This is a genomic window from Nocardiopsis sp. YSL2, assembly GCF_030555055.1.
GTDB lineage: Bacteria > Actinomycetota > Actinomycetes > Streptosporangiales > Streptosporangiaceae > Nocardiopsis.
In genome coordinates this window covers 2,383,753-2,410,454 of record NZ_JAMOAO010000001.1, presented here as the reverse complement: position 1 = coordinate 2,410,454, position 26,702 = coordinate 2,383,753, and the positions used below count along the sequence as shown (strand labels likewise).

Sequence of the window (26,702 nt, the reverse complement as noted above, 5' to 3'; positions counted from 1 at the left end):
GTGCACTGCGGCCCTGCGGGCTCCATGCCCAGAAAACGAAGAACGGGTGCCCACCTGCGTGGACACCCGTTCCTTTGTCGGGGTGGCGGGATTTGAACCCACGACCTCTTCGTCCCGAACGAAGCGCGCTGCCAAGCTGCGCTACACCCCGAAGCAACGTCCCCAAGTCTAGCGGACGTGTGGAGTGCTCGCGCACCTGATTTCGGGGCGGACCCGAGGGGATCAGCTCACTGCCGGGACGAGGTCGAGCAGGGACGCCTCCGGGCGGCAGCAGAAGCGCACAGGGGCGTACGGCGACGTGCCCAGACCGCCGGACACGTGCAGCCAGGCGTCGTCGTACTCGTGCAGCCCCCACGCGCGGCGGCGGTCGATCCCGCAGTTGGTCACCAGCGTCCCGTAGAACGGCAGGCACAACTGCCCTCCGTGGGTGTGCCCCGCCAGGAGGAGCTGGTACCCGTCGGCCGCGAAGCGGTCCAGGTTGGCCGGTTCCGGGGAGTGCAGGACGCCCAGGCGGAGGTCAGCCGCCGGGTCCGCCGGCCCTGCGATCTCCTCGTACCGGTCCAGTTTGATGTGGGAGTCGTGCACGCCCGCCAGGGCGACGTCGAGCACGCCCGCTTTGAGCGACCCCTTGCGGTTGTTCAGGTCGAGCCAGCCCGCCGAGCTCATGGCCGCACCGAGTTCGCGCCAGGGCAGGTCCGGCACGCGGCGCTTGTTGTAGTCGTTCTTGCTGGTCCGCCACAGGTAGCGTGCCGGGTTCTTCAGCTGCGGCGAGAACAGGTCGTTCGACCCGTACACGAACGCGCCCGGCCGGTCCAGCAGCGGCCCCAGGGCGTCGATGAACGGCTCCACCGCGTCCGGGTGCGCCAGCGAGTCGCCCGTGTTGACCACCAGGTCCGGCTCGTAGGCCTCCAGGCCGCGGATCCACTCGATGAGCATCCGCCGTCCCGGTGTGAGGTGCGCGTCGGACAGGTGCAGTACGCGCAGGCGCGGGCTCCCCGGCGGAAGCAGGGGCAGCTCGTAGCGGCGCAGCCGGAACCAGTTGCGCTCCACCACCGAGGCGTAGGCCAGACCGGCCACCCCGACGGCGCCGGTCACCGCTGCCGCGCGTCCCACGCGGCGCAGGAGTCGTCTGTTGTCGGTGCCCATCCGCCCTCCTTCGTTGTCGACTGATCGTCTCAGATCCACGGAGACGCCGTGCACAAACGGTTGGTCGGCCCGTACCGCTCGGCCGTAGGATCAGACCCATGTCCGAACTCAAAGCCCGCCTCAAATCCGACCTGACCACCGCCATGAAGGCGCGTGACAAGGTCCGCACCGGCACTCTGCGGATGGTGCTGGCCGCCATCGCCAACGAGGAGACCGCCGGCTCCGCCCAGCGTGCCCTCGACGATGACGAGGTCACCAAGGTGCTGGTCCGCGAGACCAAGAAGCGCCGTGAGGCTGCCGAGGCGTTCGAGAAGGGCGGGCGTACCGAGGACGCCGCCAACGAGCGCGCCGAGAGCGACATCATCGCCGACTACCTGCCCAAGCAGCTCACCGACGAGGAGCTGGCCGGGCTCGTGGACGCCGCCGTCGCCGAGACCGGTGCCTCCGGCATGAAGGAGATGGGCAAGGTCATGAAGGTCCTCAACCCGAAGGTCGCCGGTCTGGCCGAGGGCTCCCGCGTGGCCGCCGAGGTCAAGAAGCGCCTGGCCTGACGACCGTCTCCTGACGGCCACCCGGTCTGAGGGCCGCCGTGGCCCTCCGGCGGGCTCGGGCGGTCCGCCACGGAGACCCGGCGGCCGCACCGGACTGCTGGTTCCATCGGCCCCGGCAGCCCCGGCAGCCCCGGCAGCCCCGGACCCAGGACCCAGGACCCAGGACCGGTCCCGGGCCCCGAGGCCCAGCGGCCCCACGGGCCCCTGACACGACGAAGGGGCGGCGGTTTCACACCGCCGCCCCTTCGTCGTGTCCTACTGCGTGTCGTCCTCCCGGCCGAGGGACGTCGCCGGGACCACCGGCATCCATTCCTCGTCCGAGTCGTCCGAGGGTCCGTCCGCGGTTCCGCCGCCGCTGCTCAGGAACACGTTGACCGTGGCTCCCTCCGGCAGGCGGGTCCCGGGGTCGGGGTTGACCGCGGCCACCGTGCCCTCCGGCTCGGCCGAGCGGATCGGCGTCCCGGAGACGTTGACCGTGTAGCCCGCCGACTCCAGCGCCGACACCGCGGCCGCCTCGGGCCGGCCGATCACGTCGGGCACGCCGCCCTGGTCACTGGCCGGGCTCGGTTCGTCGGTGGACCTGGGCTGGCGCGGCGCCGACGTGGAACCGAACTTCGACGGGGACGGGGGCAGGTTCTCCGTCTCGAGCCCCTCGTGGGCGCCCCGCATGGTCTCCTGCCAGATCGGGCCCGGGATCGTCGCCCCGTAGACCACTCCGTAGTAGCGGTCGCCGATGGTGACGTTGCGCAGCGGGTGCTGCTGGGGGCCGCGCGGGTCGCCGACGAACACGGCGCCGGCCATCGTCGGCGTGCCGCCGGCGAACCAGGCCGCCGCCGATCCGTCGGTGGTGCCGGTCTTGGCGAAGGCCGGTCGTCCGATGCCCAGGCCGGTGGTGGTGCCGCCGTTGAACGTCTGCGACAGCAGGTAGGTGACGCCGTGGGCCACGTCCTCGTCGATGACGCGCTCGCACTCCGGCTCCATCTCGATCGTGGTACCCGCCTGGCGGTCCTCGATCCGGGTGATGGCCTGCGGCTCGCAGTAGACCCCGCCGGCGGCGAAGGTCGCGTAGGCGTTGGCCACCCGCAGCGGGGAGACCTCCTCACTGCCCAGCGTGAAGCTGCTGTTGGCCAGCGAGTTCGGGTTCTCCGTGAACAGGGTGCCGTCGGCCCTCTTGAGGCCCAGACGCTCGGCCATCTGCATCACGTCGCAGATCCCCGCCCGGCGCTGGAGCTGGGCGAAGAAGGTGTTGGACGAGGCCTTGGTGCCCGACACCATGTTGTGCACGCCCTCGTTGCTGTCACCGGCGTTGCTCGGTGTCCACGTCGACAGGGTGCCGCCGTTGCACGATCGCTGCCCGGACACCGACACCGAGGCGGGGGAGGGGAACGACGTGCTGTAGGGCATGCCCTTGTCCAGCGCGGTCGCCAGGGTGATCGCCTTGAACGTCGATCCCGCCTGGAACCCGCTGCTGCCGCCCCGGTCGGCGTCGGTGGCGAAGTTGATGGACGTCTCGCCGAGTTGGCTCTCGTCCGGGCCGTAGTTGCGGCTCTGCACCATGCCCAGGATCTGGCCGCTGCCCGGCTCGATGATGACCTCGGCGGCCACCTTGCGGGACTCGTTCTTGCGCGGCACCCACTTGTCGACGGCGGCCTGGCCGGACTCCTGCGTCTGCGGGTCGAGCGTGGTGTGGATCTCCAGGCCGGCCGTGCGCAGCCAGCGCGCCCGCTCGGTCTCGCTGGGACCGAAGGCCTCGTCCTGCTCGATCTCCTGGACGACGTAGTCGCAGAAGAACGGCTGGTCGCTGGGCACGCACCCGTTGGGCGGGGTGTCCAGTTCCAGGTCCATGTCCTCGGTCTTGGCCTCCGCGGCCTCGTCCTCGGTGATGGCGCCCGTGGAGACCATGCGGTCGAGCACGACGTTGCGGCGCTCGATGGTCTGCTCGGGGAAGAAGCGCGGGTTGTAGAGGTAGGGGTAGCGGACCAGGCCCGCGATGGTGGCCGCCTGGTGCAGCTCCAGCTCGCTGGCCGGGACCTGGAAGAAGTGCTGGGCCGCCGACTCCACGCCGTAGGCGCCGTCGCTGAAGTAGGCGATGTTGAGGTAGCCCTCGAGGATCTCGTCCTTCTCCATGCGCTGTTCGAGCGCGATCGCGTACCGCAGCTCGCGGATCTTGCGCGCGATCGTTTCCTCGCGGGCCTCGTCCAGCTCCTCCTGGGAGGTCGCCGCCTCGATCTGCACGTTCTTCACGTACTGCTGTGTGATGGAGGAGGCGCCCTGGGTGTTGCCGCCCAGGGTGCGCACGGCCGCGCGCAGCGTCCCCGCGATGTCCAGGCCGCCGTGCTCGTAGAAGCTGGCGTCCTCGATGGCGAGGATCGCGTCGATCATCACCGGCGAGACGTCCTCGATCTCGACGAGCTCTCGGTTCTGGTCGAAGATCTCGGCGATGACACCGCCCTCGCTGTCGTAGATCGTCGAGCGTTGAGGGGGAGGCGGTGTTTCGAGGTTTCCGGGCATGTCCAGGAAACCACTCGCGACGTTACGCGCGGTGATGCCCAGGCCGCCGATCGCGGGAAGTGCCAGCGCTGCGACGAGAAGACCCGCTATGGCGCCGACGACGACGAGTTGGCTGATTCGTTGAAGCAATGTCCCCTGACCCACCCCATCAGACTAAGTGACCGCGAACGCGCAAAGTGGTGCGATGTGGAACGGACCGAGAGCGAGTGCGATGAATCGCCCGCGCCGGCCACGCGGACTGTGCACCCGGACTGTGCACCTCGAACATCTTTTCATGGTTATCGCAGCTCGATCGCGGAGCGGTTCGGCTGCGCGAGGACCCGTCTGGCCCCTCCGGAGAGGGACCAGGACTCACCCCATGGCCCGAGTGGGCCATATCGAGTGAGATGGAAAGTGGGCCGTTCGGGTTCTGTTGGCGCGGCGCCGGTGTCCGTACGTTCGAGGCTACGGGCGGGAGGCGAGAGCCCCCACACGAGCCACCGCACGCGGCAGGCGGAGCCTACCGCGTCACCCGTCCGTTCAACGCACACGAGTCCCCCACGCACCGCCCGTGCACACGTTTGGGAGAAGGACACATGTGGACCCACCAATGGACGAAGAGCGCGCTCTGCCGCCGCCTGGACCCTGACGCCCTCTTCGTGCGGGGCGCGGAGCAGAACAGCGCCAAACTCATCTGCCGGGAGTGCCCGGTGCGCACCCAGTGCCTGGCCGACGCCCTGGACAACAGGGTCGAGTTCGGGGTCTGGGGCGGTATGACCGAGCGGGAGCGCCGTTCACTGCTGCGCAAGCACCCCGCGGTCGCCGACTGGGAACCGCTCCTGGAGGAGGCGCGCCGGGTCGGCGACGGCGACGTGGCGCGCTACGCGCGGGAGTACACGGCCGCGGCCTCCTGACCCGCGGGCCGCCGCGTCCGCGACCCCCGCGCGGTGATGGCGCCTGGCACCCCGACCCCACCGACCCCACCGCCGACCCCGCCCGCGGGGCCGCACCACCCCCGCGTGCCCCGCGCGCTCACCCCGTCGTGCCTGCCTGACCCGCGTCGGCCAGCGCGGCGCCGATCCGCCGCAGGCCGTCCAGGTCGTGCACGTCCTCGGGCAGAGCGGCCACCTCGGTCACCCGGACCCCGGGGTGGTCGGACAGCATCCCGTCCCGCAGCAGCCCCTCCCGTCGGCGTGTGCGCACCCGTTCGGCGTGCAGGCGCAGCGCCGCCGCGGCCAGCGGGCGGTCGCCCGCCCTGTCGAGCGCGTCGGCCGCCGACAGCGCCGTGTCCCGGGACAGGTCGACCGCGGCCCCGCCGGGCAGGGGGTGGGCGCGGTTGACGACCAGGCCCGCCAACGGCATCGCGTCCGTGGCCAGGCGCTCGACGAAGAAGGAGGCCTCGCGCATGGCGTCGGTGTCGGGGACGGCGACCACCACGAACGCCGTGCCCGGCGCCCGAAGCAGCCGGTACGTGCGCTCGGCGCGCTCCTGGAACCCGCCGAACACCGTGTCGAACGCGGAGACGAAGGAGCGCAGGTCGTCGAGGAACTGCGCGCCCACGATCTTGCCGATCGCCGACGTCATGAGGTTGAACCCGGCCCCCAGGAGCCGGAAGGCGCCCGTGCTCGCGGGCGCGCTCAGGAACCGGATGAGCCGCCCGTCCAGGAACCGCCCCAGCCGCTTGGGGGCGTCCAGGAAGTCCAGTGCCGACCGGCTGGGCGGGGTGTCCACGACGATCAGGTCCCACTCGCCGGACTGGCGCAGCTGCCCCAGCTTCTCCATGGCCATGTACTCCTGCGTGCCGGAGAAGCTCGTGGAGAGGGTCTGGTAGAAGGGGTTGGCCAGGATCTGCCGGGCGCGCTCGGGGTCGGCGTGCTCCCTGACGACCTCGTCGAAGGTCCGCTTCATGTCCAGCATCATCGCGTGCATGCTGCCCCGCGCCCCCTCCGGCAGCGGCACCGGACGCGGTGTGTCGTCCAGCGACTCCAGCCCCATGGACTGGGCCAGCCGCCGGGCGGGGTCGACGGTGATCACGACGGTCCGGCGCCCGCGCTCCGCGGCGCGCAGACCGAGGGCCGCCGCCGTGGTCGTCTTGCCGACGCCGCCCGACCCGCAGCACACGACGATCCGCGTCCCGGGATCGTCCAGGAGCGCGTCGGTGTCCAGGGCCCGCGCCTCGCGGTCCACACCGCGGGTCGATGCGGCCGATGAGCCGGTCATCGGCTCACCCCCTGCGAGGTCAGGCGCCGGGCCAGACCGTCGAGCCCGGCACGGCCGACCCCGCCCTCCACCAGGGGCAGGTCCACCAGCGGGTGCCCCAGGTCTGACAGCCGCTCGCGCACCCGCCGCTCCAGCGCGACCCGGAGCGCGTGCGCGCGCACCTCCCCGGCCAGGTCCTCGGCCAGCGGGCCGGCGTCCGCCAACCCCGCCGCCTTGAGTCCCGCGGCGAGGTCCTCGACGTCGGGGCCGCCGTCCACGGCCGCGGCCAGGTCCGCCTCGCCCAGCAGCGGCGCACGCACCATGTTCACCACGACCATGCCGACCTCGATCCCCAGCGCCGCCATCTCCGCCACCCCGTCCCGGCACTCCTGCGCGGGCATCTCCTCCAGCAGGGTCACGAAGTGCACCCGGGTCTGCGCGGAGCGGATGACCTCCATGACCTTGTCCGCGTGGTTGCGGATGGGCCCGACCCTGGCCAGCCCCGCCACCTCGGAGTTGACGTTGAGGAACTGGGCGATCCGGCCGGTGGGCGGGGCGTCCATCACCACGGCGTCGTAGTGGAACGGGCCCGTGGAGGGGGCTCCCGAGGGCCGCCCGCGCGCGCCGCGGCGGCGTCGGACCGCCTCGGTCGCCTTGCCGGTGAGCAGGACGTCGCGCAGCCCGGGGGCGATCGTGGTCGCGAAGTCGACCGCGCCCAACCGGTTCAGCGCCTGCCCGGCCCGGCGCATGCCGTAGAACAGCTCCAGGTACTCCAGGAGCGCGGCCTCGGCGTCCGCCGCCAGGACGAAGACCCGGCCGCCGCCGGGCACGGAGACCATCTCGCGCTCCTCATAGGGCAGCGGGGCCTCGTCGAGCAGTGTGGCGATGCCCTGGCGTCCCTCGACCTCCACCAGGAGCACCCGGGCGCCGTCGGCGGCGAGGGCCGTGGCCAGGGCGGTGGCGACCGTCGTCTTACCGGTTCCGCCCTTCCCGGTGACGATGTGCAGGCGGGCACCGGCGCACGCCTGCCCTGGTCGCGGTGGTGGGTGCTCACGCTCGCTCACCTCACGGAGTCTATGCGCGCACGCGCGGCCGGGCCGTGCACGGTCCCCCTCGGTGTTCCGCCCCTCCCGCCCGCGCGCCGTCCCCGGCCGGCCCCGCACCCGTACCGCGTGGGGGACGGCACGCACACGGGGGTGCGCGCGGGTCAGTAAGGTGGCGGCGTTGACGTGCGGTACCGGGTCCGGCCCGGCCGCCGGTTACCGATGGGGGAGTACGTATGAGCAAGTGGGAGTACCAGACGGTGGCGCTGCTGTCGCACGCCACCAAGCAGATCCTCGACAACTGGGGTTCGGACGGGTGGGAGCTGGTCTCCGTCGTCCCGGCTCCGCTGCCCGAGGGCACCGACCCCCGCAACCAGCAGTACGTCGCGTACATGAAGCGGGAACTCTGATGGCCGGCCCCGAGCAGCGCCTCGCCGAGCTGGGCCTGACCCTGCCCGACGTCGTGCCGCCGGTGGCGTCCTACACGCCGACCGTGCGCAGCGGGAACCACGTGTACGTCTCCGGTCAGCTGCCGTTCGTCGACGGCAAGCTGCCCGCCACGGGCAAGGTCGGCGCGGAGGTCACGCCCGAAGCCGCCCAGGAGCTGGCGGCGCTGTGCGCTCTGAACGGGATCGCCGCCGTCAAGGCCGAGGTCGGAGACCTGTCCGCTGTGGTGCGGGTGGTGAAGCTGGGCGGATTCGTGGCCAGCACTCCCGACTTCACCGGGCACCCGGGCGTCATCAACGGCGCCAGCGACCTGATGCGCAAGGTGTTCGGCGACGCCGGTGTGCACGCCCGCGCCGCCGTGGGCGTGGCGGCACTGCCGCTCGACTCCCCGGTCGAGGTCGACATGATCGTCGAGGTCGCCTGACCGGCGTCCGCCGGTGACCGGCCGGGGCCGCCGGAGTCCGGGCCGGGGATGACCCGGGCACGGGCCGTGTGCGAAGGTGCCCTGAGCACGCCACGCGTGCGGGGACGACGCGATCCGTCCTCCCCGGCCGGTGCCAGGGCACCTTGGCGTGGGGGTACCCGGGCCACCGCGCCCGCGGGGCCGCGTGCCGCCCTGGGAGGGGTTCGGCCGCCTCCCCGCCGCCGGCACGCCCCGTGCCGCGTTCGAACCGAGGGAGGACTCGCCATGCCCGAGCCGACAGGTCCCGTGACGCCGCGGCCCGCCGCCACCGTGATGCTCCTGCGGGAGGCGGCCACGGGGACGCCGGTCGAGCACGGGCTGGAGGTCCTGCTCATGCGCAGGGTCGGATCCATGGGGTTCGCGCCGGGCGCCTACGTCTTCCCCGGTGGCGGAGTGGACGGGCGCGACGCCGACGGCGACCTCCCCTGGACCGGCCCCGGCCCGGTGGAGTGGTCCAAGACGCTGGGGACCGACGTCCCCATGGCCCGCGCGCTGGTGTGCGCGGCGGTGCGCGAGACCTTCGAGGAGACCGGGGTGCTCCTGGCGAGCGCGCCCGGAGCCGCCGCGGAGGCGCCCGCGCTGGACACCACCACCGAGGACTGGGAACGCGACCGGCTGGGCCTGATCGACCGCACCCACTCCTTCACCGAGGTCCTGTCCAGGCGCGGGCTGGTCCTGCGCTCGGAGTGGCTGAGGGCCTGGTCCCGGTGGATCACGCCCAGCGCGCAGCCGCGCCGCTACGACACCTGGTTCTTCACCGCCGAACTCCCGCCGGGCCAGCGGCACCGCGACGTCGGCGGCGAAGCCGACCTCACCCGCTGGACCGACCCCGCGACCGTCGCCGGGGAGTGGAGCCGGGGCCGGATGCCGATGCTGCCGCCCACGGTGGTGGCCTGTGCGGAGCTGGCCAAGTGCCGGACCCTGGAAGGTGTGCGGACGGCTCGACGGGATATCGTCCCCTTTGAACCGGACGTTCGGGAAATCGACGGTCAGCTCCGCGTCATTGCCCCCGACGGGGCTGAGTTCCCCGTACCGACACCCGACGCGCGACCCTGACGACCCGCGTGCCAGCGCGGGCCGCGGGGTGGCGGAGAGGTCTCACAGCATGTCCTCCAGACCAGTCCGGTCTCGGCGATCGAAGCGAGGTGCGATGAGGATCGACGGTTCCGGGACACTGCGCGCCAGCTGTGTGCTGTGCCCCAACCCTGGCCCGATGACGTTGGAGGGGACCAACACCTGGATCCTGCGTGAGCCCGGCGCGCGCGGGGTCGTGGTCGTCGACCCCGGCCCCCACGACGAACGCCACCTCGAACGGGTGGCGCGCACGGTGCAGGAGCAGGGCGCGCAGGTGCTGATGACCCTCGTGACGCACCGGCACCCCGACCATTCGGAGGGCTCCCGGTACTTCGCGGAGCTGACCGGGGCGCCCGTCCACGCCGTCGACCCCGCCGTCCGCTTCGCCGGCGCCGGCCTGACCGACGGCGAGCTGCTCTCGGTGGACGGTCTGGGGATCCGGGTGGTCGGGACCCCGGGCCACACGGACGACTCCGTGTGCCTGCTGCTGGAGTCCGACAACGCCCTCCTGACGGGTGACACCGTCCTGGGCCACGGCACTCCCGTCATCGACGGGGACGACGGCCTCAGGCCCTACATGGACTCCCTCTACCGCCTCAGGGACCTGGTGCGCGAGTACCAGGTCCGTACGCTGCTGCCCGGCCACGGTCCCATCCTGACGTCGCCGACGGCGGTGCTGAACTCCTACATCGACCACCGCGAGTCGCGCCTGGACCAGGTCCGCGACGCCGTGGGTGCCGGCGCGACCGAGGTCGAGGAGATCATCGACCGGGTCTACCCGGACATCACGGAGCAGATCCGGTCCGCCGCGAGTTCGTCCGTGCGCGCCCAGCTGCGCTATCTGGCCGACCGCGGCGAACTCCCCGAGGGCGTCGACGCCTGACACCGATCGGCGCGTCCCCGGCCGGACCGCCCTTCGACCCGGCCGGACCGGCGCGCGGCCGGGGCGGCCCGCCACTCCTCAGCAGGTGACGACCACGGTCCCGGCCTTGCGGCCGCTCTCGGCGCGCCGGTGGGCGTCGACGAGGTCCTCCAGCGGGTACACGCCGTCGATGACGGCCCTGATCGCACCGGAGCCGGCCAGCGCGTCCAGGTGGGCGAGGTTGTCGGGGCCCTGCCGCAGGCCGGTGGCCGCGAACCGGCAGGTGCGGCCGCGCCCTCTGGCGGTCCACAGGCTGTGGACGATCGCGGAGGGGTCGGGGGCGGTGGTCAGGTACGTGCCGGTCGGAGTGAGGGCCCGGCGCGCGCGGCCGAAGGAGCTCTTGCCCGCCGCGTCGAAGAAGACGTCGTAGAGGCGGTGCTCCGGTGTCCCCGGGAGGGTGGGGTCCACTCGCGTGCGGTCGATGGTCCGGTCGGCGCCCAGGGACCGCGCCAGCTCGGCGTTGGCGGGCCCGCACACCGCCGTGACCTCGGCCCCGTAGTGCTTGGCGAGCTGTACGCCGTAGCTGCCCACCGACCCTGTGGCACCGTTGACCAGGACCTTCTGGCCGGGCCGTACGGGACCCACGTCCCGGAGGAAGGTCAGTGCGGTCGTCGCCTCGACGACGCTCGCGGCCTCCTCGTAGGCCATGTCGCTGGTGATCGGCGCCATCGGCCGGTCCTGCGGCAGGCGCAGGAACTCGGCGTGCGCGCCGAAGTCGTTCGGGCTGAGGCCGAGGACGCGGTCGCCCGCGGAGAACCGCCGTACGTTCGCGCCCACCGCCGCCACGTCGCCGGCGAAGGCCCCGCCCAGGACGGGGAACCGCGGGCGGGTCGGCCCCGAGTACAGTCGGGCGACGTACGGGCGCCCCGACCGGAACGCGCAGTCGGCCGCGGTGACCGTCGTCGCGCGGACCCGGACCAGGACGTCGTCCGGCCCCGGTTCCGGCGTGGGGAGTTCCCGCGGTTCGAGTACGTCGGGCGGCCCGTAGCGTGGGCAGGTCATCGCTTTCATGGTGCGCCTCCTCAGGCGTCGCCCGCGACCCCGGTCGGCCCGGGGTCGTCGGGGTACTGGAAGACCTCCTCCAACGGCGCGCCGAGCGCCCGGGAGATCTGGAAGGCCATCTCCAGCGTGGGCGAGTAGCGCCCCTTCTCGATGGCGATGACGGTCTGCCGGGTCACGCCGACGCGGTCGGCCAGCTCCGCCTGGGTCATCTCGTCGCGCGCGAAGCGCAGCGCCCGGATGCTGTTGGTGACTCTCGTCTTCCTGGCCACGGTCAGAAACCCCTGCGGTAGGCGACGAGCTTGACGGTCGAGGACGCGACCGCGGCCGCGACGTAGGCCAGGTAGATCGTGTTGGCGATCCAGAAGTGCGGCCACTCCAGCAGGGCGAGGCCGAACGGGACGACCGTGAGGCTGGACATGGCGATGAAGCCGACGTACTCGCCGCGGCGGTCGATCTCCTTGTCCCGCGGGTCCTTCTGGTAGGCGCCCTTGGGCCACAGCGCGGCGGAGACCATGTTGAGGACGATCGTCGCGGCGATCGACACCCCGACGGCCGTCAGCAGCAGAGGCTGGTAGGCCAGGTCCGCGACGTTCGTTCCTCCCGTCCGGGCGAGGACCACCACCAGGTAGGCGGCGGGCACCAGGACCGCTACCGCGAGGTAGATCCAGATGCGCCTCTCCTCGAACGACATGTCCGCTCCTTCCATGATGTCAAACATCCTTGACATCCTCGAACGTAAAGCATCACGGACACCATGTCAATGATTCTTAACATCCTCGGGCAGGGAGAGGCTGCGGCGGACGAGGGGGACCGGCCGCGGACAGCGCTGCGGCCGCCCACCCTCGCGGGTGGGCGGCCGCACAGCGTCATCGCTCCGGTCGGAGCGGCGCGGTGTCCTAGCGGGCGCGGCGGCGCATCCGCTCGACGTCCAGCAGGACGACCGCCTTGGCCTCGATCCGCAGCCAGCCGCGCAGGGCGAACTCGGCGAGCGCCTTGTTCACCGTCTCGCGCGAGGCGCCGACCAGCTGGGCGAGCTCCTCCTGGGTGAGGTCGTGGTGGACGTGCAGTCCGTCCTCGCCCTCCTTGCCGAACTTGTCGGCGAGCTCCAGCAGGGCCTTGGCCACGCGGCCGGGCACGTCGGTGAAGACCAGGTCGGCCATCACGTCGTTGGTCCGGCGCAGACGCGCGGCCAGCGACTTCAGCAGCTGGAGCGACACGTGCGGGCGGCTGGACAGGAACGGGCGCAGGTCGTCGTGCCCCAGTCCCGCCAGCACCGAGTCGGTGACGGCCACGGCGCTCGCGGTACGCGGGCGCGGGTCGAACAGGGAAAGCTCACCGAACATCTCGCTGGGGCCGAGTACGCCCAGGAGGTTCTCGCGGCCGTCCACGGCCGTGCGGGTCAGCTTCACCTTCCCGCTGAGGATGACGTACAGGCGGTCGCCCTCGTCACCCTCGCTGAACAGGGTCTGACCCCGGCCGAGACGGACCTCGCTCACCGAGGCGCGCAGCCCGGCCGTGTCCTCCTCGTCCAATGCCTCGAACAGAGGGGCCTTCCGCAGCACCTCGTTGACTTCGTCCACCACACGTCCTCCTCAAACCTGACCATCAACAGTGTGACGTATATCGCACCCGGGTGTGACACCAGGTCGTTACCTCGGCTTGCCCGCCGGGAGACAACGTGCCCACAACCGCCGACGTCAGCCCATGCGATCTTAGTCGTGGTCGCTATCTATCAGGGCGATCCGCGCCGTGTCACCGGACATTGGTTACATAATCTCGGTCACCTGGGGGAAATCCCGGTGGCCCACGGAGGCCGTCCGCCGGGTCCCGTGGGAGGGAGCCCCTCCCGCCGTGGCGCCTACCCTGTGACGATGCCCCGTGACACACCTGACGCGCCCGTGCGGTCGTCCACTCCGCCGGGCGAGAGCCGACTCGCGCTGGTCCGGCGTGCCCGCAAGATGTACCGCGCACTCGTCGATCTGTACCCCGACGCGCACTGCGAACTGAACTTCACGACCCCGCTCGAACTGCTGGTCGCGACGATCCTGTCGGCCCAGTGCACCGACAAGAGGGTCAACCTCGTCACCCCCGCCCTCTTCGCGCGCTACCCCGACGCGGAGGCCTACGCCTCCGCCGGGCGCGAGGAACTGGAGGAGATGATCCGGTCGACCGGGTTCTTCCGGGCCAAGGCCAACAGCCTCATCGGGTTGGGCCAGGCCTTGTGCGAACGGCACGGTGGCGAGGTTCCGGGGAACCTCGCCGACCTGGTCAAACTACCTGGTGTAGGACGAAAGACCGCAAACGTACTGCTCGGTAACGCCTTCGGTGTGCCTGGTATCACGGTCGACACCCACTTCGGCCGCCTCGTCCGCCGGTTCGGGTGGACCGACGAACAGGACCCCGTCAAGGTCGAGCACGCGATCGGCGCGCTCTTCCCGGCCAAGGACTGGACCATGCTCTCCCACCGCGTGGTCTGGCACGGACGGCGCGTCTGCCACGCCCGTCGGCCCGCGTGCGGCGCCTGCGGCCTGGCCCGCTGGTGCCCGTCCTTCGGGGAGGGGCCGACCGACGAGGCGACCGCGGCCAAGCTGCTCAGGATGCGCTCCTTCGCCTGATGGGAGGGGGCGCGGAACCCGTCGGCGACCGGGGAGGGCGGCGGTGGTTTGTACTCTGATGAACGTGAGTGCGCGCACACCGGCCCGCGGCCGCCCTCCCCGGCGGTGGTCCGACCGGCCTCCCGGCGCCGCCCACCGTGGGGAGGGTCCGAGCACGCGCGGGTCCCGTGGCCCGCGCACGGCGACGGGGACACGCGTGTCCTCCCGGCGTTCTCCGTCCCACGATCCGACCACCGACGGCGCGACAACCCCCGGAACAGGCTCTGCGTATGAATCCGACCCCGCTCTGGCTGGCCTCGCTCACGGACGCCGCCACCACCATGACCGTGCCCGAGCCCATGCGCCCGCCGGGCGAGGGCGGACGGCGGTCCGCGGTGCTCATCCTCTTCGGGGAGGGGCCCCAGGGTCCCGACCTGCTGTTGATCCAGCGCAACGACGGGCTGCGGCGGCACTCGGGCCAGCCGGCCTTCCCCGGTGGCCGGATCGAGCCGACCGACCCCTCCCCCGAGGCGGCGGCGCTGCGGGAGGCCGAGGAGGAGACGGGCCTGATCCGCGACGGCGTCGACGTGGTGGGCCGCATGCCGGAGCTCTACCTGCGCTTCAGCGACTTCCGTGTGGCCCCGGTCCTCGGCTGGTGGCGCGACCCCTGCGAGGTGCGGCCCACCGACACCGTCGAGGTCGCCGCGGTGGCGCGCGTGCCGATCGCGGACCTGGCGGAGCCCGGGAACCGCGTCATGGTCCGCTACGGGAACGGCCTGGGATGGGGCCCGGGCTTTCGCGTGAACGGGATGCTCGTGTGGGGGTTCACCGGCACGGTCGTCGACCGGCTCCTCGTCCTGGGAGGCTGGGAACTTCCCTGGCACCGCGAGGGTCTCACTGACGTGTTCGAAGCAACTCCGCAAGGCCTCAGGCCGGTCGGGTAGCGCTCACATCCTGGAGGGCAATGTGCTCGACGTCGTCCTGTTCGTCCTGCTCCTGCTGTTCGCCATTACCGGCTACCGCCAGGGGTTCATCGTCGGTGTCTTCAGTTTCGGGGGGTTCATCGGCGGTGGCGTCCTCGCCGCGCTCACCGCGCCCGACCTCATCCGTGACTGGGTGGGGGACACGGGCCGCCAGGCGCTGCTGGCCATCGCCGTGGTCTTCCTGTCCGCCGCCCTGGGCCAGTTCCTCGCCTCCTACCTGGGCACCATGGTGCGCAACCAGGTCACGTGGGACTCCGCCCGGGTGATCGACGCGGTGGGCGGCGCGATCGTCAGCGGGCTGTCGGTCCTGCTGGTGGCGTGGTTCATCGGCAGCACGGTGGCCAACTCGGCGCTGCCGTACGTGGCCACGCAGGTGAGGGACTCGCGGATCCTGCAGTCGGTGGACTCGCTGATGCCGGAGGCCGCGCACAACGGGTTCTCGACCTTCCGCCGGATCGTGGACCAGAGCTCCTTCCCGCAGGTGTTCAGCGGGCTCGGTACGGGCGAGCTGGCCGAGGTGGAACCGCCGGACCCGGACGTGCTCACCACGCAGGAACTGATCGACTCCAGCCGCAGCGTGGTGAAGGTGCTCGGGACCGCCCCGGAGTGCCAGCAGCGGGTGGAGGGGACCGGCTTCGTCTACGGCGAGGACCGGATCATGACCAACGCGCACGTGGTCGCGGGTGTCACCGACGACCTGCGGGTGGTGACGCGGGACGGCTACCAGCTCGAGGCGACCCTGGTGCTGTTCGACCCCCAGCAGGACCTGGCGGTGCTGGACGTGCCCGGCCTGGACCTGGATCCGCTGGAGTTCGACCACGAGGCCGTGCAGGGCGACGACGCCGTCGTGGCGGGCTTCCCGCGCAACAGCGGCTTCACGGCCGTACCGGCCAGGGTCCGGGCCAAGCAGACGGCGCAGGGGCCGGACTTCTACCACTCGCAGCAGGTGAGCCGGGAGATCTACCAGGTGCGCGCGGTGGTCCGCCCGGGCAACTCCGGCGGTCCGCTGCTGTCCCCGGACGGATCGGTCTACGGCGTGGTCTTCGCGGCCGCCACGAACGAGGACGAGACGGGCTACGTCCTGACCGCCGACGAGATCGCTGAGAACGCGCAGGCCGGACTGGCGGCCACGGATGAGGTCTCCGCCCAGGTCTGCGAGTGACCGGAGCCGAGCGGCGGCCTCAGGCGGCTCCAGGGGCCGTGCGGCCCGCTTCCCGCCCTGCGGCGGGAAGCGGAGCGCTGCCGGGACGGGTCAGGTCCGGCGGCCGACCCGTGGCGGACGGGGGCCGGGACCGGCCAAGCGGAACGGGCGCCCGCCCGCGAGGGAAGGCGCCCGTGGTCGACCCGGTCTAGTTGGAGCTGGGGTCCTGCGCGTGTTTGGCCGCGAGCGGCCAGCTCATGCGCACGACCGTGCCCTGGTCGGTCGGTTCGATCCTGACCTCGTCGGCGAGCCCGGTGATGACCGCCAGGCCGAGGCCCGGGGAGAACCCGGAGATCCCGCCGGGAGGTGTGTCCTCGCCGTCCAGGAAGAGTCCGTCGAGGATGGGCTCGCTGTGGTCGGCGGACTCCTCCGTGTCCTTGGCCGGGGCACGGTCGGACACGACGACCTCGAAGCGCTGTGTGGCGCTCCCGTTGGCGCGCAGGGGACGGCCCGGGGCGTCGGGTCGACCCCCCGCCGTGTCCTGATCCGCGGCCGAACCGGAGGCGCTGCCATCGATCAGCTGGAGCTGGATCGGCTGTGCGGGGCAGTGGAGCTTGTGGGCCGCCACCGCCCGTGAGCAGGCCTCACCGACCGCCAGTCTGATCTCGTCGATCGCCGAGGCGGCGATGCCGGCCCGGCGTGCGACCGTCGCGGCCATGAGCCGCGCGGTGCGCACGTGGGCCGGAAGCGCGCTGATGGTGAGCGTGATGGTTGCCATCGCTCGCTCAGGGCTACTTGGAGGAACGCTTGTCAATGGCTTCCTGCACCGAGCCGTGGATACCGAAGACCTTCGTGAGACCGGTGATCCGGAAGATCTTCAGGATGCGCTCCTGGGTGCAGACCAGGTCGAGCGTGCCGTCGTGCGCGCGGACGCGCTTCAGGCCGCCCACGAGCACTCCGAGCCCCGTCGAGTCGAGGAACTCCACCTTCTCCATGTTGACCACGAGGTGGAAGTTGCCCTTGTTGACCAGATCGATCAGCAGCTCGCGGAGCCGGGGCGCGGTATAGACATCGATCTCACCCTCAACGACGACGATCTCGGTGTCGCCCTCGGTGTAATGATCAAGCTTCAAGTCCACTAGTCCTCCAGCGCCGAACCGCGAATTCTCGCGAATGATCTCTGCCGGGCGTTACCCCACCAGGACGCATTCAACCACGGCTGTCAGGTGTGTCTTCCTGTCCTGTACAAAAAACCGTGACTTCGCGGCACTCTTCCCTCGGATGTCACACTGAAACCGATGCGCATCAGTGTCTCCACCTTGGTCGGAGGACGTCGAACGTGTCCAGTGAGGAGGGGTCTCGGATGAGGCGACCGGAGCCCGTGCTTCCCGGTGTGTGGCGTGACGATACCCGGTACCCGCAGGTGACCCACATCGAACACGTGGCCCGCAACGACGGCGTCAGCGGGGAGTGGCCGGAATGGACACCGCCCCACCTGGTCGACAGGCTCGCCGAACGCGGGATCACGGGTCCGTGGTCCCACCAGGCTGCCGCCGCCGACCTCGCTCGTTCGGGCCGTGATGTGATCATAGCCACGGGTACCGCCTCGGGAAAGTCACTCGGGTTCCTTATGCCCGCCGCGGAGGCGGTTGACGCGGGTGGAACCGTGCTCTACCTCTCGCCGACCAAAGCGCTCGCCCAGGACCAGCTCCGCTGGATCACCGAGTTGGGCCTGCCGGGCCTGCGCGCGGCCGTCTACGACGGCGACACCTCGGTCGAGGAACGCTCGTGGGTGCGCGAGCACGGCAATTACGTCCTCACCAATCCGGACATGCTCCACCACGGGATCCTGCCGCGTCACGGGGCGTGGTCGCGCTTCCTGCGGCGGTTGCGCTACGTGGTGATCGACGAGGCGCACCGCTACCGGGGGGTCTTCGGCTCGCACGTGGCGCAGATCCTGCGGCGGCTGCGCCGGGTGTGCGCCCGGTACCGGTCCGAGCCGGTGTTCGTGCTCGCGTCGGCGACCTCCGGCGCCCCCGCGGAGAGCGCCACGCGGCTGACGGGGGTGCCCGTCACGGCCGTGGACGAGGACGGCTCGCCGCGGCCGGGGATGTCGGTGGCACTGGTGGAGCCGGAGCTGACCGATCTGACGGGGGAGAACGGTGCTCCGGTGCGCCGGACCGCGCCGTCCCAGGCCGCCGAAATGCTCGTTGACCTGGTGCGGGACGGGGTGCGCACGCTCGTGTTCGTGCGCTCGCGGCAGGGGGCGGAAGTCGTCGCGATGACCGCCCAGCGCCTGTTGTCGGAGCGGGGCGACCACACGCTGGCGGGGCGGGTGGCCGCTTACCGGGGCGGCTATCTGGCGTCGGAACGGCGCGGTCTGGAGGAGGCGCTGCGCTCGGGTGAACTCCTGGGACTGGTGAGCACCAACGCGCTCGAACTCGGGGTCGACATCAGCGGGCTCGACGCCGTCCTCATCGCCGGATGGCCGGGCACCCTGGCGTCGCTGTGGCAGCAGGCGGGCCGCGCCGGACGGCGCGGCGAGGACGCCCTGGCGGTGTTCATCGCGCGCGACGACCCCCTGGACACCTACCTCGCCCACCACCCGGATGCCATTTTCGGACGCTCAGTCGAGGCCACGGTCCTTGACCCGGAAAACCCCCACATCTTGGATCCCCACCTGTGTGCGGCCGCCCAGGAGCTGCCGATCACGCGTGAGGACTTCGCGATGTTCGGATCCGCAACGGAGGGGCGACTGGCCGAACTCGTCTCGCGGGGATTGTTGCGCAAGCGTCCGAGGGGCTGGTTCTGGACCAGCAATGAAAGGGCAAGTGACCTCGCCGATATTCGGGGCGCGGGTGGCCCTCCCGTGCAGATCGTGGACATCGGCAGCGGGCAGCTGCTCGGGGAGATCGACGAGGCCGCCGCACACGGCACCGTCCACCCCGGAGCGGTCTACCTCCATCAGGGGGCGACCTATCTGGTGGCGGACCTGGACCTGGAGGAGGGCGTCGCCCTGGTGCGCGCCGAGGAGCCGCCGTACAGCACGTGGGCGCGCGACACCACGGACATCACGGTCCGCTCCACCCTGCGCCGGGAGGAGTGGCCGAGCGGGGCGGTGGTGAACTTCGGCGAGGTCGAGGTGCGCCGCCAGGTGGTGGGGTTCCTCAAGCGCGACGTGCGCACGGGTACGGTCCTGGGCGAGCAGCCCCTGGACATGCCCGAGCGGACCCTGCCCACCCGGGCGGTGTGGTGGACGCTTCCCGCCGACGGGGAGGCCCGCCTGCGCAAGGAGGACGTGCCGCTGCTGGGCGCCGCCCACGCCGCCGAGCACGCCGCGATCGGCCTGCTGCCGCTTCTGGCGACCTGCGACCGATGGGACATCGGTGGTGTGTCGACCGCGGTGCACGGTGACACCGGCCTGCTGACGGTGTTCGTCTACGACGGCTACGCGGGCGGTGCGGGCTTCGCGGACCGGGGGTACACCCGGGCACGCGAGTGGCTCACCGCCACCCGGTCGGCGATCGCGGACTGCGAGTGCGACCAGGGCTGCCCGTCCTGCATCCAGTCCCCCAAGTGCGGGACCGGCAACGAGCCGCTGAGCAAGTCCGGGGCCCTGCGCCTGCTGGACGAGGTCCTCGTCACGGCCTGAGGCCGTCCACAGGCTGTGGACGGCCCACCGCGTGCGGGGTCGGCCGGGTCCCCTCGCCGGCGTGGCACCGGCGAGGTTGTCCACAGGTCGTGGACGGGGGCTTTCGCCCGCGCCCCGGCCGCCCGAACCTGGTCTGGGGGCCGTCACCGCGTCGGCCCCGACCAGGGAGGTCCCATGCCCGCACCACGGCTCCTGCCGCCCGACGACCACGGTATGACCACGGCCGAGTACGCCCTGTGCACGGTGACGGCCGTCGCGTTCGCGGGCGTCCTGTACGCCATCCTCACCAGCGACACCGTCCGGGACCTGCTCACCAGCCTCGTCGTCGATGCGCTCGGCTCCGGGTTCTGACCGCGGCTCCGCCACCATGGAGACCGCGATGGTGCTGCCCTCGCTCCTGCTCGTGCTGGTCCTGGCCCTGGGCGCCGTCGCCACGGCGGCGGCCCACCTCTCCTGCGCCGACGCCGCGCGCGTGGGCGCCCGTGCCCTGGCCCGTGGGGAGAGCGCCGAGCGGGCCCGCGCGCTGGCGCTGTCCGCCGCGCCCGACAACGCCGAGGCCGCTCTGGTCGTCGGCGCCGACACGGCCCAGGTCACGGTCCGCGTCGAGTTCCAGGTGGGTCCGGGGCTGTCCCTTCCGGTCCGGGCCGAGGCCACCGCGCCACGGGAACCGGAGGTGTGATCCGTGCGCGCCGACACCGGGTCCGCCACCGTCTGGTGGGTGGCGCTGTGCACCCTGCTGTGGTTCCTCACCCTCGCCGTGCTCATGACGGCCTCCGTACGGATCGACCGGGACCGGGCGACCACCGCCGCCGACTTCGCCGCGCTCGCGGCCGCGGCCCGGGCCGCGCAGGGCGCGGACCACGCCTGCGAGCGGGCCCGCGCCATCGCCGAGGCCAACCGGGCCGCACTCCACACCTGTGGCCTCGACGGCCCGGTCGCCGAGGTGTCGGTGTCAGTGCCCTCCTCCGTCCTGGACCGGACCATCACCGCCCGAGCCCGGGCGGGCCCGGCCCACGCCGTCCGGCCCATCGACTGAACCCTCCGCGGCGGTCGGGGACGGGCCACCCGGCGCGGGGCGGTCCACGCCCGGGACGCGGGCGCACGTGCCCGGCGTGCGGGCATGTGGGTCACGGCAGGGCCCGGGCCAGCAGGTCCGCGGCCATCGGGACGATGCCGATCAGCACGAACGCCGGCAGGAAGCACAGGCCCAGCGGCGCCACCACCAGCACCCCCAGCCGTTCCACGCGGGCGGTCGCCCGGGCCCTCAGCTCACGCCGCAGATCGGTGACGTGCCGGTCCAACAGGTCGGCCACCGGGGCTCCGGTGTCGGCCGCCCGCGCGAGGTCGCGGCCCACCGCGGCCAACGGCTCGGGCAGCGCCGACCGCCGCCAGGCCTGCTCGGGATCGGCTCCCAGCCGGAGCCGTTCGGCCACCGCCGCCAGCTCCGCGCCGAGCCGCCCGCCCACCGCACGCGCCACCGGGGGCAGACACCCCTGAACCGTCGCTCCGGCCCGCACACCGGCGGCGAGCAGACCGATCACCACGGGCAGGTCCCCCGTCACGGGCAACCGGTCGGGTCGGACCCGGCCGCGACGTGCCCGAATCCACAGGGCCGTGCCCGCCCCGGCGGCGACCAACCCGCCCACCGGGCCGAACACCGCCGCCGCCGCGGACACCGCGAACGCGGCGGCCGCGGCGAGCATGACCGAACGGACCGGGGGACCGGCCCGGCGGGGGGCCGGACGCATCAGGCTCAGCCGTCTCGCCGCTCCGCCGCCCATCGCCACCCATGTCGCCAGCGACCCGAAGAACACCACGGCCAACGCACCCATCCGTTCCGCCCCCGTCCTCCACTCAGCGATGATCCAAGGCCCGAACACCCTGGCCACGGCACCGGGCGGCCCCGCCGAACGGAGTCGCCCGCCCGTCCTTCCCGGAACCGGCGGCCGGACCGAGAGCCGACCGCGCTCAGGGCTCGGCCAGGGCGGAGCGCACCATGCGCAGGGTCCACCACGCCCCCAGCAGGTCGAGCACCACGCCCAGCGCCAGGCACGCCAGACCCAGCGGTGTGGTGAACAGGAAGACCAACGGAGACCCGCCGAGCCCGGACGCCATCAGCAGCCCCACCAGCGGCAGCCCGCCGAGGACCATGGCCGTCGTGCGCGGCCCCGCCGTGCGCGCGGCCGCTTCGGCACGCCGTTCCTCCTGTTCGGTCAGTCCTTCGGCGAGTGTGTCCACCACGTCGGCGAGTGGCGCTCCCGTGTCCGCGGCGACCTCCCAGCACACCGCCAGGTAGCCCAGCCCGCCCAGATCCGGATCACGCCCGGCCGCGGCACGCAGCGACGCGGTATCGCTCACGCCCGCCAGAGCCGGTCCGGCTTCGTCGGCCGACAGCCGAAGTGCGTCCCAGGGCGGTTGGCCGGCGCGTAACTCCGTGGCCAGGACCCGGCAGAGCGCTATCACCGCCCGGCGGCGCGCCGTTGCCTCACGGGCGCCGGACGACCTCATCGGTCCGCGGCGGGCGTTCAGCAGACGGCGCCCTACCGATGGCGGCCACCCGAGCGGGCCGCCGCGCCGCCGGGCGCCGCTCCGGGGGAGCACGTCCGCCAGCCTTCGGCGTTCGCCGGACGGAACGAGGGACAGCAGCACGAGGCCGACGGCGCACACGAGCAGCAGGGTCACCCTCGTTCCCGCCCCTCGCCCGGCGCCCGCTGCCGCCCCACGCCCGGCCACCGGCCCCGGGCCCGCGTCCCCGAGCCCTGCCGCACCCGGTCGACTGCTCGCCTCGCTCCTTCGTCGCCGTCGCCGCCCCCGTCACGCGCGTCGCGGACCCGAGCCGCCGTCGGGCGTGCCCGGGCGTCCTCGGTCGCGGCCGGCGCGTCCCTCCCGTCGGGCGGGCGGCTCCAGTCCTGGTCCAGCGCCTCCCGCGTACTCGACTGCGGGCTCGGCGCCGGTCGGTTCCCGGCCGGGGAGCGTGCTCGCCCGGGTGGGAGACCGCTCGGCTCGCGCCAGTGGCCGCCCAGGCGAGCGTCCAGGTCCGCCACCGCGGGGAACTCCCGGCAGGTGCCGTCGGGGGTGAAGGACACCGCGGGAACCGCGTGCACCAGGCCGGAGCGGTCGCGCCGCAGAACACGCAGTTCGGACAGGCGCCGCCCCCGGGCGTCGCGGACCAGGTGCACCACCAGTGCCCGGGTGGCCGCGAGCTGGCTGTGCACGGCGGCGCGGCCGAGACCGGCCGCGCACCCCAGCGCCTCGATCCGGGCCGGGACGTCCTCGCCGCCGTTGGCGTGGAGCGTGCCGGCCCCACCCCCGTGACCGGTGTTGAGAGCGCCCAACAGCGGCACGATCTCCGGCCCCCTGGCCTCGCCGACCACGAGCCGGTCCGGTCGCATCCGCAGCGCCTGGCGCACCAGGACCTCCAGCGACACCTCACCGCTGCCCTCGATGTTGGCCGGACGGGTCTGGAGCCGGACCACGTGCGGATGCTCCGGCCGCAGTTCGGGGGAGTCCTCGGCGAGTACGATCCGCTCCCCGGCCCACACCAGGGACAGCAGTGACGACAACACGGTCGTCTTGCCCGCCCCGGTGCCGCCGCTCACCAGGAACGGAGCGCGGGCGGTGACCAGGGCGCGCAGGAGCGCGGCCCCGGCCGGGGTCAACGTCGCGCACGCCACCAGCTCGTCCAGGCCGAACACCCGGCTGGGCGGCATCCGCAGGGAGATACAGGCGCCGTCCGGAGCCACCGGTGGCAGGACGGCGTGCAGTCGGGCACCGCTCGGCAGCCGGGCGTCCACGTAGGGCACCGCGGCGTCGAGTCGCCGGCCCGCCTGCGCGGCCAGCCGTTGGGCCAGGCGGCGGACCTCGTCGGTCGAACCGAACCGCACGTCGGTACGGCGCAGGCCGTCCCCGTCGTCCACCCACACCTCCTCGGCCCCATTGACCAGGACGTCGGTGACCCCGGAGGTCATCAGTGCCTCCAGCGGGCCGGTCCCCGACAGCTCGGCGGCCAGCCGCCGGGTCAGGGCCAGCAGCTCCGTGTCGCCCAGGACTCCGCCTTCCGCGCGCAGCGCGGCCGCGACGGAGGACGGGGTCACGGGTTCCCCCGCGTCCACCAGGCGGTCGCGGACCGTCTCCGTCACGCGGACCGCGCGGGCGCTCACCGTGCCTCCCGTGCCCGGGACAGCTCGGCGACGGCGCGGTCGGCGAACCCGGCCAGGGGCGAGCGCCGGTGCCGGGCCGGGACCCGGCCCGCGGCCAGGTCCCGGTCGAGCCCCGGCTCGTCCGGCAGGTCCGCGCCCAGCGGCAGTCCGAGCGTCCCGGCCACGGCGTCGGCGGTCAGTTCGCCGTGGGCGCCGCGCACCACGACCTGGACCGACGCGGACTCCTCCACCAGCCAGGGCACCATCCGTGCCGCCGCCACCACGGAGGGGACGTCGGCGGGCACCACCACGTAGACGACGTCCGAGCGGTTGAGGAAGACGGCCGACGCCGGAGCGGGGGCGCGGGGCAGGTCCGCGACCACGAGATCGGTCCCGTGCCGGGCGGAGGCCAGAACGGCTCGGGCCGCCCCCACGGGCAGCGGCCCCGTCGTGGCCGGACCCGAGCTGCGCGTCCAGGTCAGGACGGAGATCCGGGGCGTTCCCGGCAGGCCCTCGCGCAGATCGCGCCAGTGCACCCGGCCGTGGCGCACGAGGAGGTCGCCCCACCCCGTGCGGTCGCCCGAACCGGTGTCGTCGCACCCGAGGTAGAGGTCGGAACCGCAGCCCAGGGGGTCGGTGTCGAGCAGGGCCGTGGAGCGCCCCGCCCGTTCACCCGCCAGGGCGAGGGCCGCCCCGAGCAGGCTCGATCCCGCGCCGCCGCGGCCTCCGACGACCGACACGGTGGGCGCCGGGGCCCGGGCGGGGGCTTCGGCCCGCGCCAGGAGGCCGGCCAGGGCGGACTCGTCCCTGGGCAACAGCAGCTGTGCGGTGCCGGATCCCGGTGGTGCGGCGGGCGCGGGCCGGGTCCCGTCGGTGGTGCGGCCCACCACGACGAGGCGGGGGTGCGGGGGAGGATCGGCCGTGCGCAGCGCGGCGCGCAGGTCGGCGCCGACCACGGCCAGCGGAGCGTGGGTCCAGGAGCGCAGTGCCTGGTCCACGGTGCGGGCGACGTTCACCTCGGTGGAGGCGGCCGAGGCCAGTCGGAGGAGGTCGTCGAGGAGGGCGGGGTCGGCGGTGGCGAGCAGGGGGCGGGAACGAACGTCCAAGGCGGTCTCCGGAGGCGGGAAGTCGTACTTCCGACCATCGGTGACGCCGGCTCGCCGCGAAAGGCCCGATCGTGATCTGTGGACAACGTCGGGCGGCGCCGCCATCGGCGCGGGCAGTACTGTCAGCGCCGACCGCGCGGAGGGCGTGTACGGGCCCCTCGGAGCGGGGGCACCCGATCCCACCCGACGGGCGGGATACGCGTACGGGGGCGAACGCGCATCCCTGCCCGACAGGCGAGAGGAGCGGACATGGAGACGGTCTCGCAGGGGGAGGGAGACCGTCGATCGCGTCCGGTCCCGGGGGGAGAGGACCGGGCCCACTCTCTGGAAGGGCACGCCGGCACCGAAGCGCCGACCACCATCGAAAGACCTGGTCACGCACGCGTTCACGCGAGAACAGCGGTGGCCCCGCGGCGGAGGGCGGTGGGATCGCGATCGTGTCGCGAACTCCGACCGCCGGGCTTCGGCAGCGAGGCGGGCACCGTTCCCTCGTGGAACGCCGTGACCGACGCTACCACGGCATCTGCGTATCGGTTCGGGAATCCGATCGGAAAACTTGGGGCAACCGTCTTTTCGGAACGCCGTCCCACGCGTAGAAAGAAAGCAGTTGGTGGCGAAGACCCACCCCGACTCGGCGCCCGGGAACCCACGCGCCTCTTGGCCGCGTAAGGCCGGTCTAGGTCGGGCAAGTCGACATCGTGCCTGGTCAGACGATGAGAACGGACGCCTGTTAGCCCGGTCCGACGAGTCGGAAGCGGCGCCTCGAGAGGTCTTCTGGGGCGCCGTTCGCCATGCATGTGCAGATGCAGACGCCAATCCGAAACATTCCCCGATAGGAGAGCGTGACCGAACCGATATCGTTCACGTCTGCTACTGGTGGGTAATTGAACGAGTTTGCGAACTCGGGGCCATTCTGTCGGATGTGCGCCGGGGCGCTCAGCCGCGTTTGAGCGCCTCGCAGGTGGCAAGGGAGTCCTGTGCGCCGGCCCGCACGGCGCGGCAGCAGTACACCACCCACGCCGCCACCCCCTCGGGAGTGCCGCCCATGTACCCGCGCAGCGCCGGAGCGTACTCGTCCTTCAGAGTCTGGTGCCCGAGTTCGGAGGTCACCAGGGACTTCGGGTCCAGGCCCCGCTCCACCAGCGTCAACCGCTCCGCCGCGCGCGCCACCAGGCCGTCGCCCCACCCGAACGGGCGGATCGACATCAGCTCGCCGTGCACCAGTGCCGACGTCACCAGCGCGGGCACCGACGTCCGGGCGCCCAGCAGTGCGTACAGGCCCTCCAGGCGCGCCATCGCCACCGACGGCTCCGGCGCGGGGCCCAGCTCCAGTGGGTCCTCGACCCGTTCGCCCGCCAGCCTCGGTCGGCCCAGGGCCTCCCCCGAGACCGCGTCGGCCGCCACCAGGGTGTGCATCCGGGCCAGCGCCTGCCGCGGCGCCTTGGGCCAGGTGTCCACCAGCGTCCCCAGCTCACCGGACACGCGGAGCGCGCCCTTGATCCGGGTGTCGTACACGTGCCCGTCCCGGATCTCGTCCATCGAGACCTCGGCGCCCTCCAGCGCCGCCGACGCGCAGGCGCCGCGCAGGGAGGACTCCATCGACACGTCGCTGCTGCGACGGCGCAGGATGCGGTGGCCCAGGAGCTTGTCGACCAGGGCACGGGTCTCGGCGACGGCGTCGCTCACACCGGGCAGTTCGGCGATCCGCGCCAGCGGGTCGGGCAGGGAGTCAGAAGTCGGTTCGCTCACG

The 26,702-nt window shown here is 72.7% G+C and carries 27 protein-coding genes, 1 tRNA gene and 1 pseudogene; 13 read left to right on the top strand and 16 right to left on the bottom strand.

Annotated features, from left to right (window positions below; all coding sequences use genetic code 11):
- Positions 1 to 77 precede the first annotated feature (77 nt).
- Positions 78 to 151 (bottom strand) — tRNA-Pro (locus M1P99_RS10490).
- 71 nt (positions 152 to 222) lie between these two features.
- On the bottom strand, positions 223 to 1,146 hold the full coding sequence (locus M1P99_RS10485; protein ID WP_304452467.1) for a metallophosphoesterase: 924 nt from the start codon (positions 1,144 to 1,146) through the stop codon (positions 223 to 225).
- A 98-nt stretch (positions 1,147 to 1,244) separates the two neighbouring features.
- Between M1P99_RS10485 and M1P99_RS10480 the strand changes: the two genes are divergently transcribed.
- Entirely contained in the window at positions 1,245 to 1,697 is a 453-nt protein-coding gene (locus tag M1P99_RS10480) for a GatB/YqeY domain-containing protein (protein ID WP_304452466.1), read from the top strand.
- Positions 1,698 to 1,952: 255 nt separating this feature from the next.
- Here the strand turns inward: M1P99_RS10480 and M1P99_RS10475 are convergent, their stop codons facing one another.
- Positions 1,953 to 4,337, bottom strand: coding sequence for a penicillin-binding protein (locus M1P99_RS10475; RefSeq protein ID WP_304452465.1), 2,385 nt, complete (start codon positions 4,335 to 4,337; stop codon positions 1,953 to 1,955).
- 446 nt (positions 4,338 to 4,783) lie between these two features.
- On the opposite strand from M1P99_RS10475, the gene M1P99_RS10470 reads away from it, so the two are divergent.
- Positions 4,784 to 5,101, top strand: a complete 318-nt coding sequence (locus M1P99_RS10470) for a WhiB family transcriptional regulator (protein WP_304452464.1) — start codon at positions 4,784 to 4,786, stop codon at positions 5,099 to 5,101.
- A 118-nt stretch (positions 5,102 to 5,219) separates the two neighbouring features.
- Here M1P99_RS10470 and M1P99_RS10465 read toward each other — a convergent pair whose 3' ends face one another.
- Complete coding sequence (locus M1P99_RS10465) at positions 5,220 to 6,407, bottom strand: ArsA family ATPase (protein WP_304452463.1); 1,188 nt, start codon at positions 6,405 to 6,407, stop codon at positions 5,220 to 5,222.
- A complete protein-coding gene (locus tag M1P99_RS10460; protein WP_304452462.1) occupies positions 6,404 to 7,450 on the bottom strand; it encodes an ArsA-related P-loop ATPase in 1,047 nt (348 codons plus the stop codon). Before M1P99_RS10460 ends, M1P99_RS10465 begins: the two co-directional genes overlap by 4 nt.
- A 215-nt stretch (positions 7,451 to 7,665) precedes the next feature.
- On the opposite strand from M1P99_RS10460, the gene M1P99_RS10455 reads away from it, so the two are divergent.
- The 4 genes from M1P99_RS10455 (at position 7,666) to M1P99_RS10440 (ending at position 10,296) form a co-directional block, all read left to right on the top strand.
- Positions 7,666 to 7,839 (top strand): DUF4177 domain-containing protein, encoded by a 174-nt coding sequence (locus M1P99_RS10455; RefSeq protein WP_073381827.1) that lies wholly within the window; start codon positions 7,666 to 7,668, stop codon positions 7,837 to 7,839.
- Positions 7,839 to 8,300, top strand: a complete 462-nt coding sequence (locus M1P99_RS10450; protein WP_304452461.1) for a RidA family protein — start codon at positions 7,839 to 7,841, stop codon at positions 8,298 to 8,300. The genes M1P99_RS10455 and M1P99_RS10450 overlap by 1 nt, the downstream gene beginning before the upstream one ends.
- Positions 8,301 to 8,564: 264 nt before the next feature.
- Positions 8,565 to 9,395, top strand: coding sequence for an NUDIX hydrolase (locus M1P99_RS10445; protein ID WP_304452460.1), 831 nt, complete (start codon positions 8,565 to 8,567; stop codon positions 9,393 to 9,395).
- 94 nt (positions 9,396 to 9,489) lie between these two features.
- Positions 9,490 to 10,296, top strand: coding sequence for an MBL fold metallo-hydrolase (locus M1P99_RS10440; RefSeq protein WP_304452459.1), 807 nt, complete (start codon positions 9,490 to 9,492; stop codon positions 10,294 to 10,296).
- A 78-nt stretch (positions 10,297 to 10,374) separates the two neighbouring features.
- Here the strand turns inward: M1P99_RS10440 and M1P99_RS10435 are convergent, their stop codons facing one another.
- From M1P99_RS10435 to M1P99_RS10420, 4 genes are all read right to left on the bottom strand, one after another.
- Complete coding sequence (locus M1P99_RS10435; protein WP_304452458.1) at positions 10,375 to 11,346, bottom strand: NAD(P)-dependent alcohol dehydrogenase; 972 nt, start codon at positions 11,344 to 11,346, stop codon at positions 10,375 to 10,377.
- A gap of 11 nt (positions 11,347 to 11,357) precedes the next feature.
- A complete protein-coding gene (locus M1P99_RS10430; protein WP_304452457.1) occupies positions 11,358 to 11,606 on the bottom strand; it encodes a helix-turn-helix transcriptional regulator in 249 nt (82 codons plus the stop codon).
- 2 nt (positions 11,607 to 11,608) lie between these two features.
- Positions 11,609 to 12,028, bottom strand: coding sequence for a hypothetical protein (locus M1P99_RS10425; RefSeq protein ID WP_304452456.1), 420 nt, complete (start codon positions 12,026 to 12,028; stop codon positions 11,609 to 11,611).
- Positions 12,029 to 12,233: 205 nt separating this feature from the next.
- On the bottom strand, positions 12,234 to 12,869 hold the full coding sequence (locus M1P99_RS10420) for a Crp/Fnr family transcriptional regulator (protein ID WP_304437789.1): 636 nt from the start codon (positions 12,867 to 12,869) through the stop codon (positions 12,234 to 12,236).
- 339 nt (positions 12,870 to 13,208) lie between these two features.
- Here M1P99_RS10420 and nth point away from each other — a divergent pair, with 339 nt between their 5' ends.
- The 3 genes from nth to M1P99_RS10405 all read left to right on the top strand — a co-directional run bounded on the left by nth (position 13,209) and on the right by M1P99_RS10405 (position 16,076).
- Positions 13,209 to 13,952, top strand: a complete 744-nt coding sequence (gene nth / locus M1P99_RS10415) for an endonuclease III (protein ID WP_304452455.1) — start codon at positions 13,209 to 13,211, stop codon at positions 13,950 to 13,952.
- Between the two features lie 269 nt (positions 13,953 to 14,221).
- The gene (locus tag M1P99_RS10410; protein WP_304452454.1) at positions 14,222 to 14,875 is read left to right on the top strand and encodes a CoA pyrophosphatase; all 654 of its coding nucleotides are present in this window, start codon (positions 14,222 to 14,224) and stop codon (positions 14,873 to 14,875) included.
- 22 nt (positions 14,876 to 14,897) lie between these two features.
- Entirely contained in the window at positions 14,898 to 16,076 is a 1,179-nt protein-coding gene (locus tag M1P99_RS10405; RefSeq protein WP_304452453.1) for a MarP family serine protease, read from the top strand.
- 187 nt (positions 16,077 to 16,263) lie between these two features.
- Here the strand turns inward: M1P99_RS10405 and M1P99_RS10400 are convergent, their stop codons facing one another.
- Positions 16,264 to 16,833 (bottom strand): ATP-binding protein, encoded by a 570-nt coding sequence (locus M1P99_RS10400; RefSeq protein ID WP_304452452.1) that lies wholly within the window; start codon positions 16,831 to 16,833, stop codon positions 16,264 to 16,266.
- A 13-nt stretch (positions 16,834 to 16,846) separates the two neighbouring features.
- Positions 16,847 to 17,194 (bottom strand): STAS domain-containing protein, encoded by a 348-nt coding sequence (locus M1P99_RS10395; RefSeq protein WP_026117083.1) that lies wholly within the window; start codon positions 17,192 to 17,194, stop codon positions 16,847 to 16,849.
- A gap of 224 nt (positions 17,195 to 17,418) precedes the next feature.
- Between M1P99_RS10395 and M1P99_RS10390 the strand changes: the two genes are divergently transcribed.
- From M1P99_RS10390 to M1P99_RS10375, 4 genes are all read left to right on the top strand, one after another.
- Positions 17,419 to 19,707 (top strand): DEAD/DEAH box helicase, encoded by a 2,289-nt coding sequence (locus M1P99_RS10390; RefSeq protein WP_304452451.1) that lies wholly within the window; start codon positions 17,419 to 17,421, stop codon positions 19,705 to 19,707.
- A 174-nt stretch (positions 19,708 to 19,881) separates the two neighbouring features.
- Entirely contained in the window at positions 19,882 to 20,058 is a 177-nt protein-coding gene (locus tag M1P99_RS10385) for a DUF4244 domain-containing protein (protein WP_304452450.1), read from the top strand.
- Positions 20,036 to 20,386: a TadE family type IV pilus minor pilin gene (locus M1P99_RS10380; protein ID WP_304452449.1), complete on the top strand. Its 351-nt coding sequence runs from the start codon at positions 20,036 to 20,038 to the stop codon at positions 20,384 to 20,386. Before M1P99_RS10385 ends, M1P99_RS10380 begins: the two co-directional genes overlap by 23 nt.
- 3 nt (positions 20,387 to 20,389) lie before the next feature.
- Positions 20,390 to 20,743, top strand: coding sequence for an Rv3654c family TadE-like protein (locus tag M1P99_RS10375; RefSeq protein WP_304452448.1), 354 nt, complete (start codon positions 20,390 to 20,392; stop codon positions 20,741 to 20,743).
- 91 nt (positions 20,744 to 20,834) lie between these two features.
- Here M1P99_RS10375 and M1P99_RS10370 read toward each other — a convergent pair whose 3' ends face one another.
- From M1P99_RS10370 to M1P99_RS10350, 5 genes and pseudogenes are all read right to left on the bottom strand, one after another.
- Complete coding sequence (locus M1P99_RS10370) at positions 20,835 to 21,410, bottom strand: type II secretion system F family protein (protein WP_304455650.1); 576 nt, start codon at positions 21,408 to 21,410, stop codon at positions 20,835 to 20,837.
- Positions 21,411 to 21,675: 265 nt separating this feature from the next.
- Positions 21,676 to 22,215 (bottom strand): type II secretion system F family protein, encoded by a 540-nt coding sequence (locus M1P99_RS10365; RefSeq protein ID WP_369696583.1) that lies wholly within the window; start codon positions 22,213 to 22,215, stop codon positions 21,676 to 21,678.
- 497 nt (positions 22,216 to 22,712) lie between these two features.
- A pseudogene (locus M1P99_RS10360) lies at positions 22,713 to 23,867 on the bottom strand (TadA family conjugal transfer-associated ATPase); the annotation flags it as partial.
- Positions 23,864 to 24,952, bottom strand: coding sequence for a septum site-determining protein Ssd (gene ssd / locus M1P99_RS10355; RefSeq protein ID WP_304452446.1), 1,089 nt, complete (start codon positions 24,950 to 24,952; stop codon positions 23,864 to 23,866). The gene ssd and the pseudogene M1P99_RS10360, both read right to left, overlap by 4 nt.
- 936 nt (positions 24,953 to 25,888) lie before the next feature.
- Complete coding sequence (locus M1P99_RS10350) at positions 25,889 to 26,701, bottom strand: oxidoreductase (protein WP_304452445.1); 813 nt, start codon at positions 26,699 to 26,701, stop codon at positions 25,889 to 25,891.
- Position 26,702: the final 1 nt, after the last annotated feature.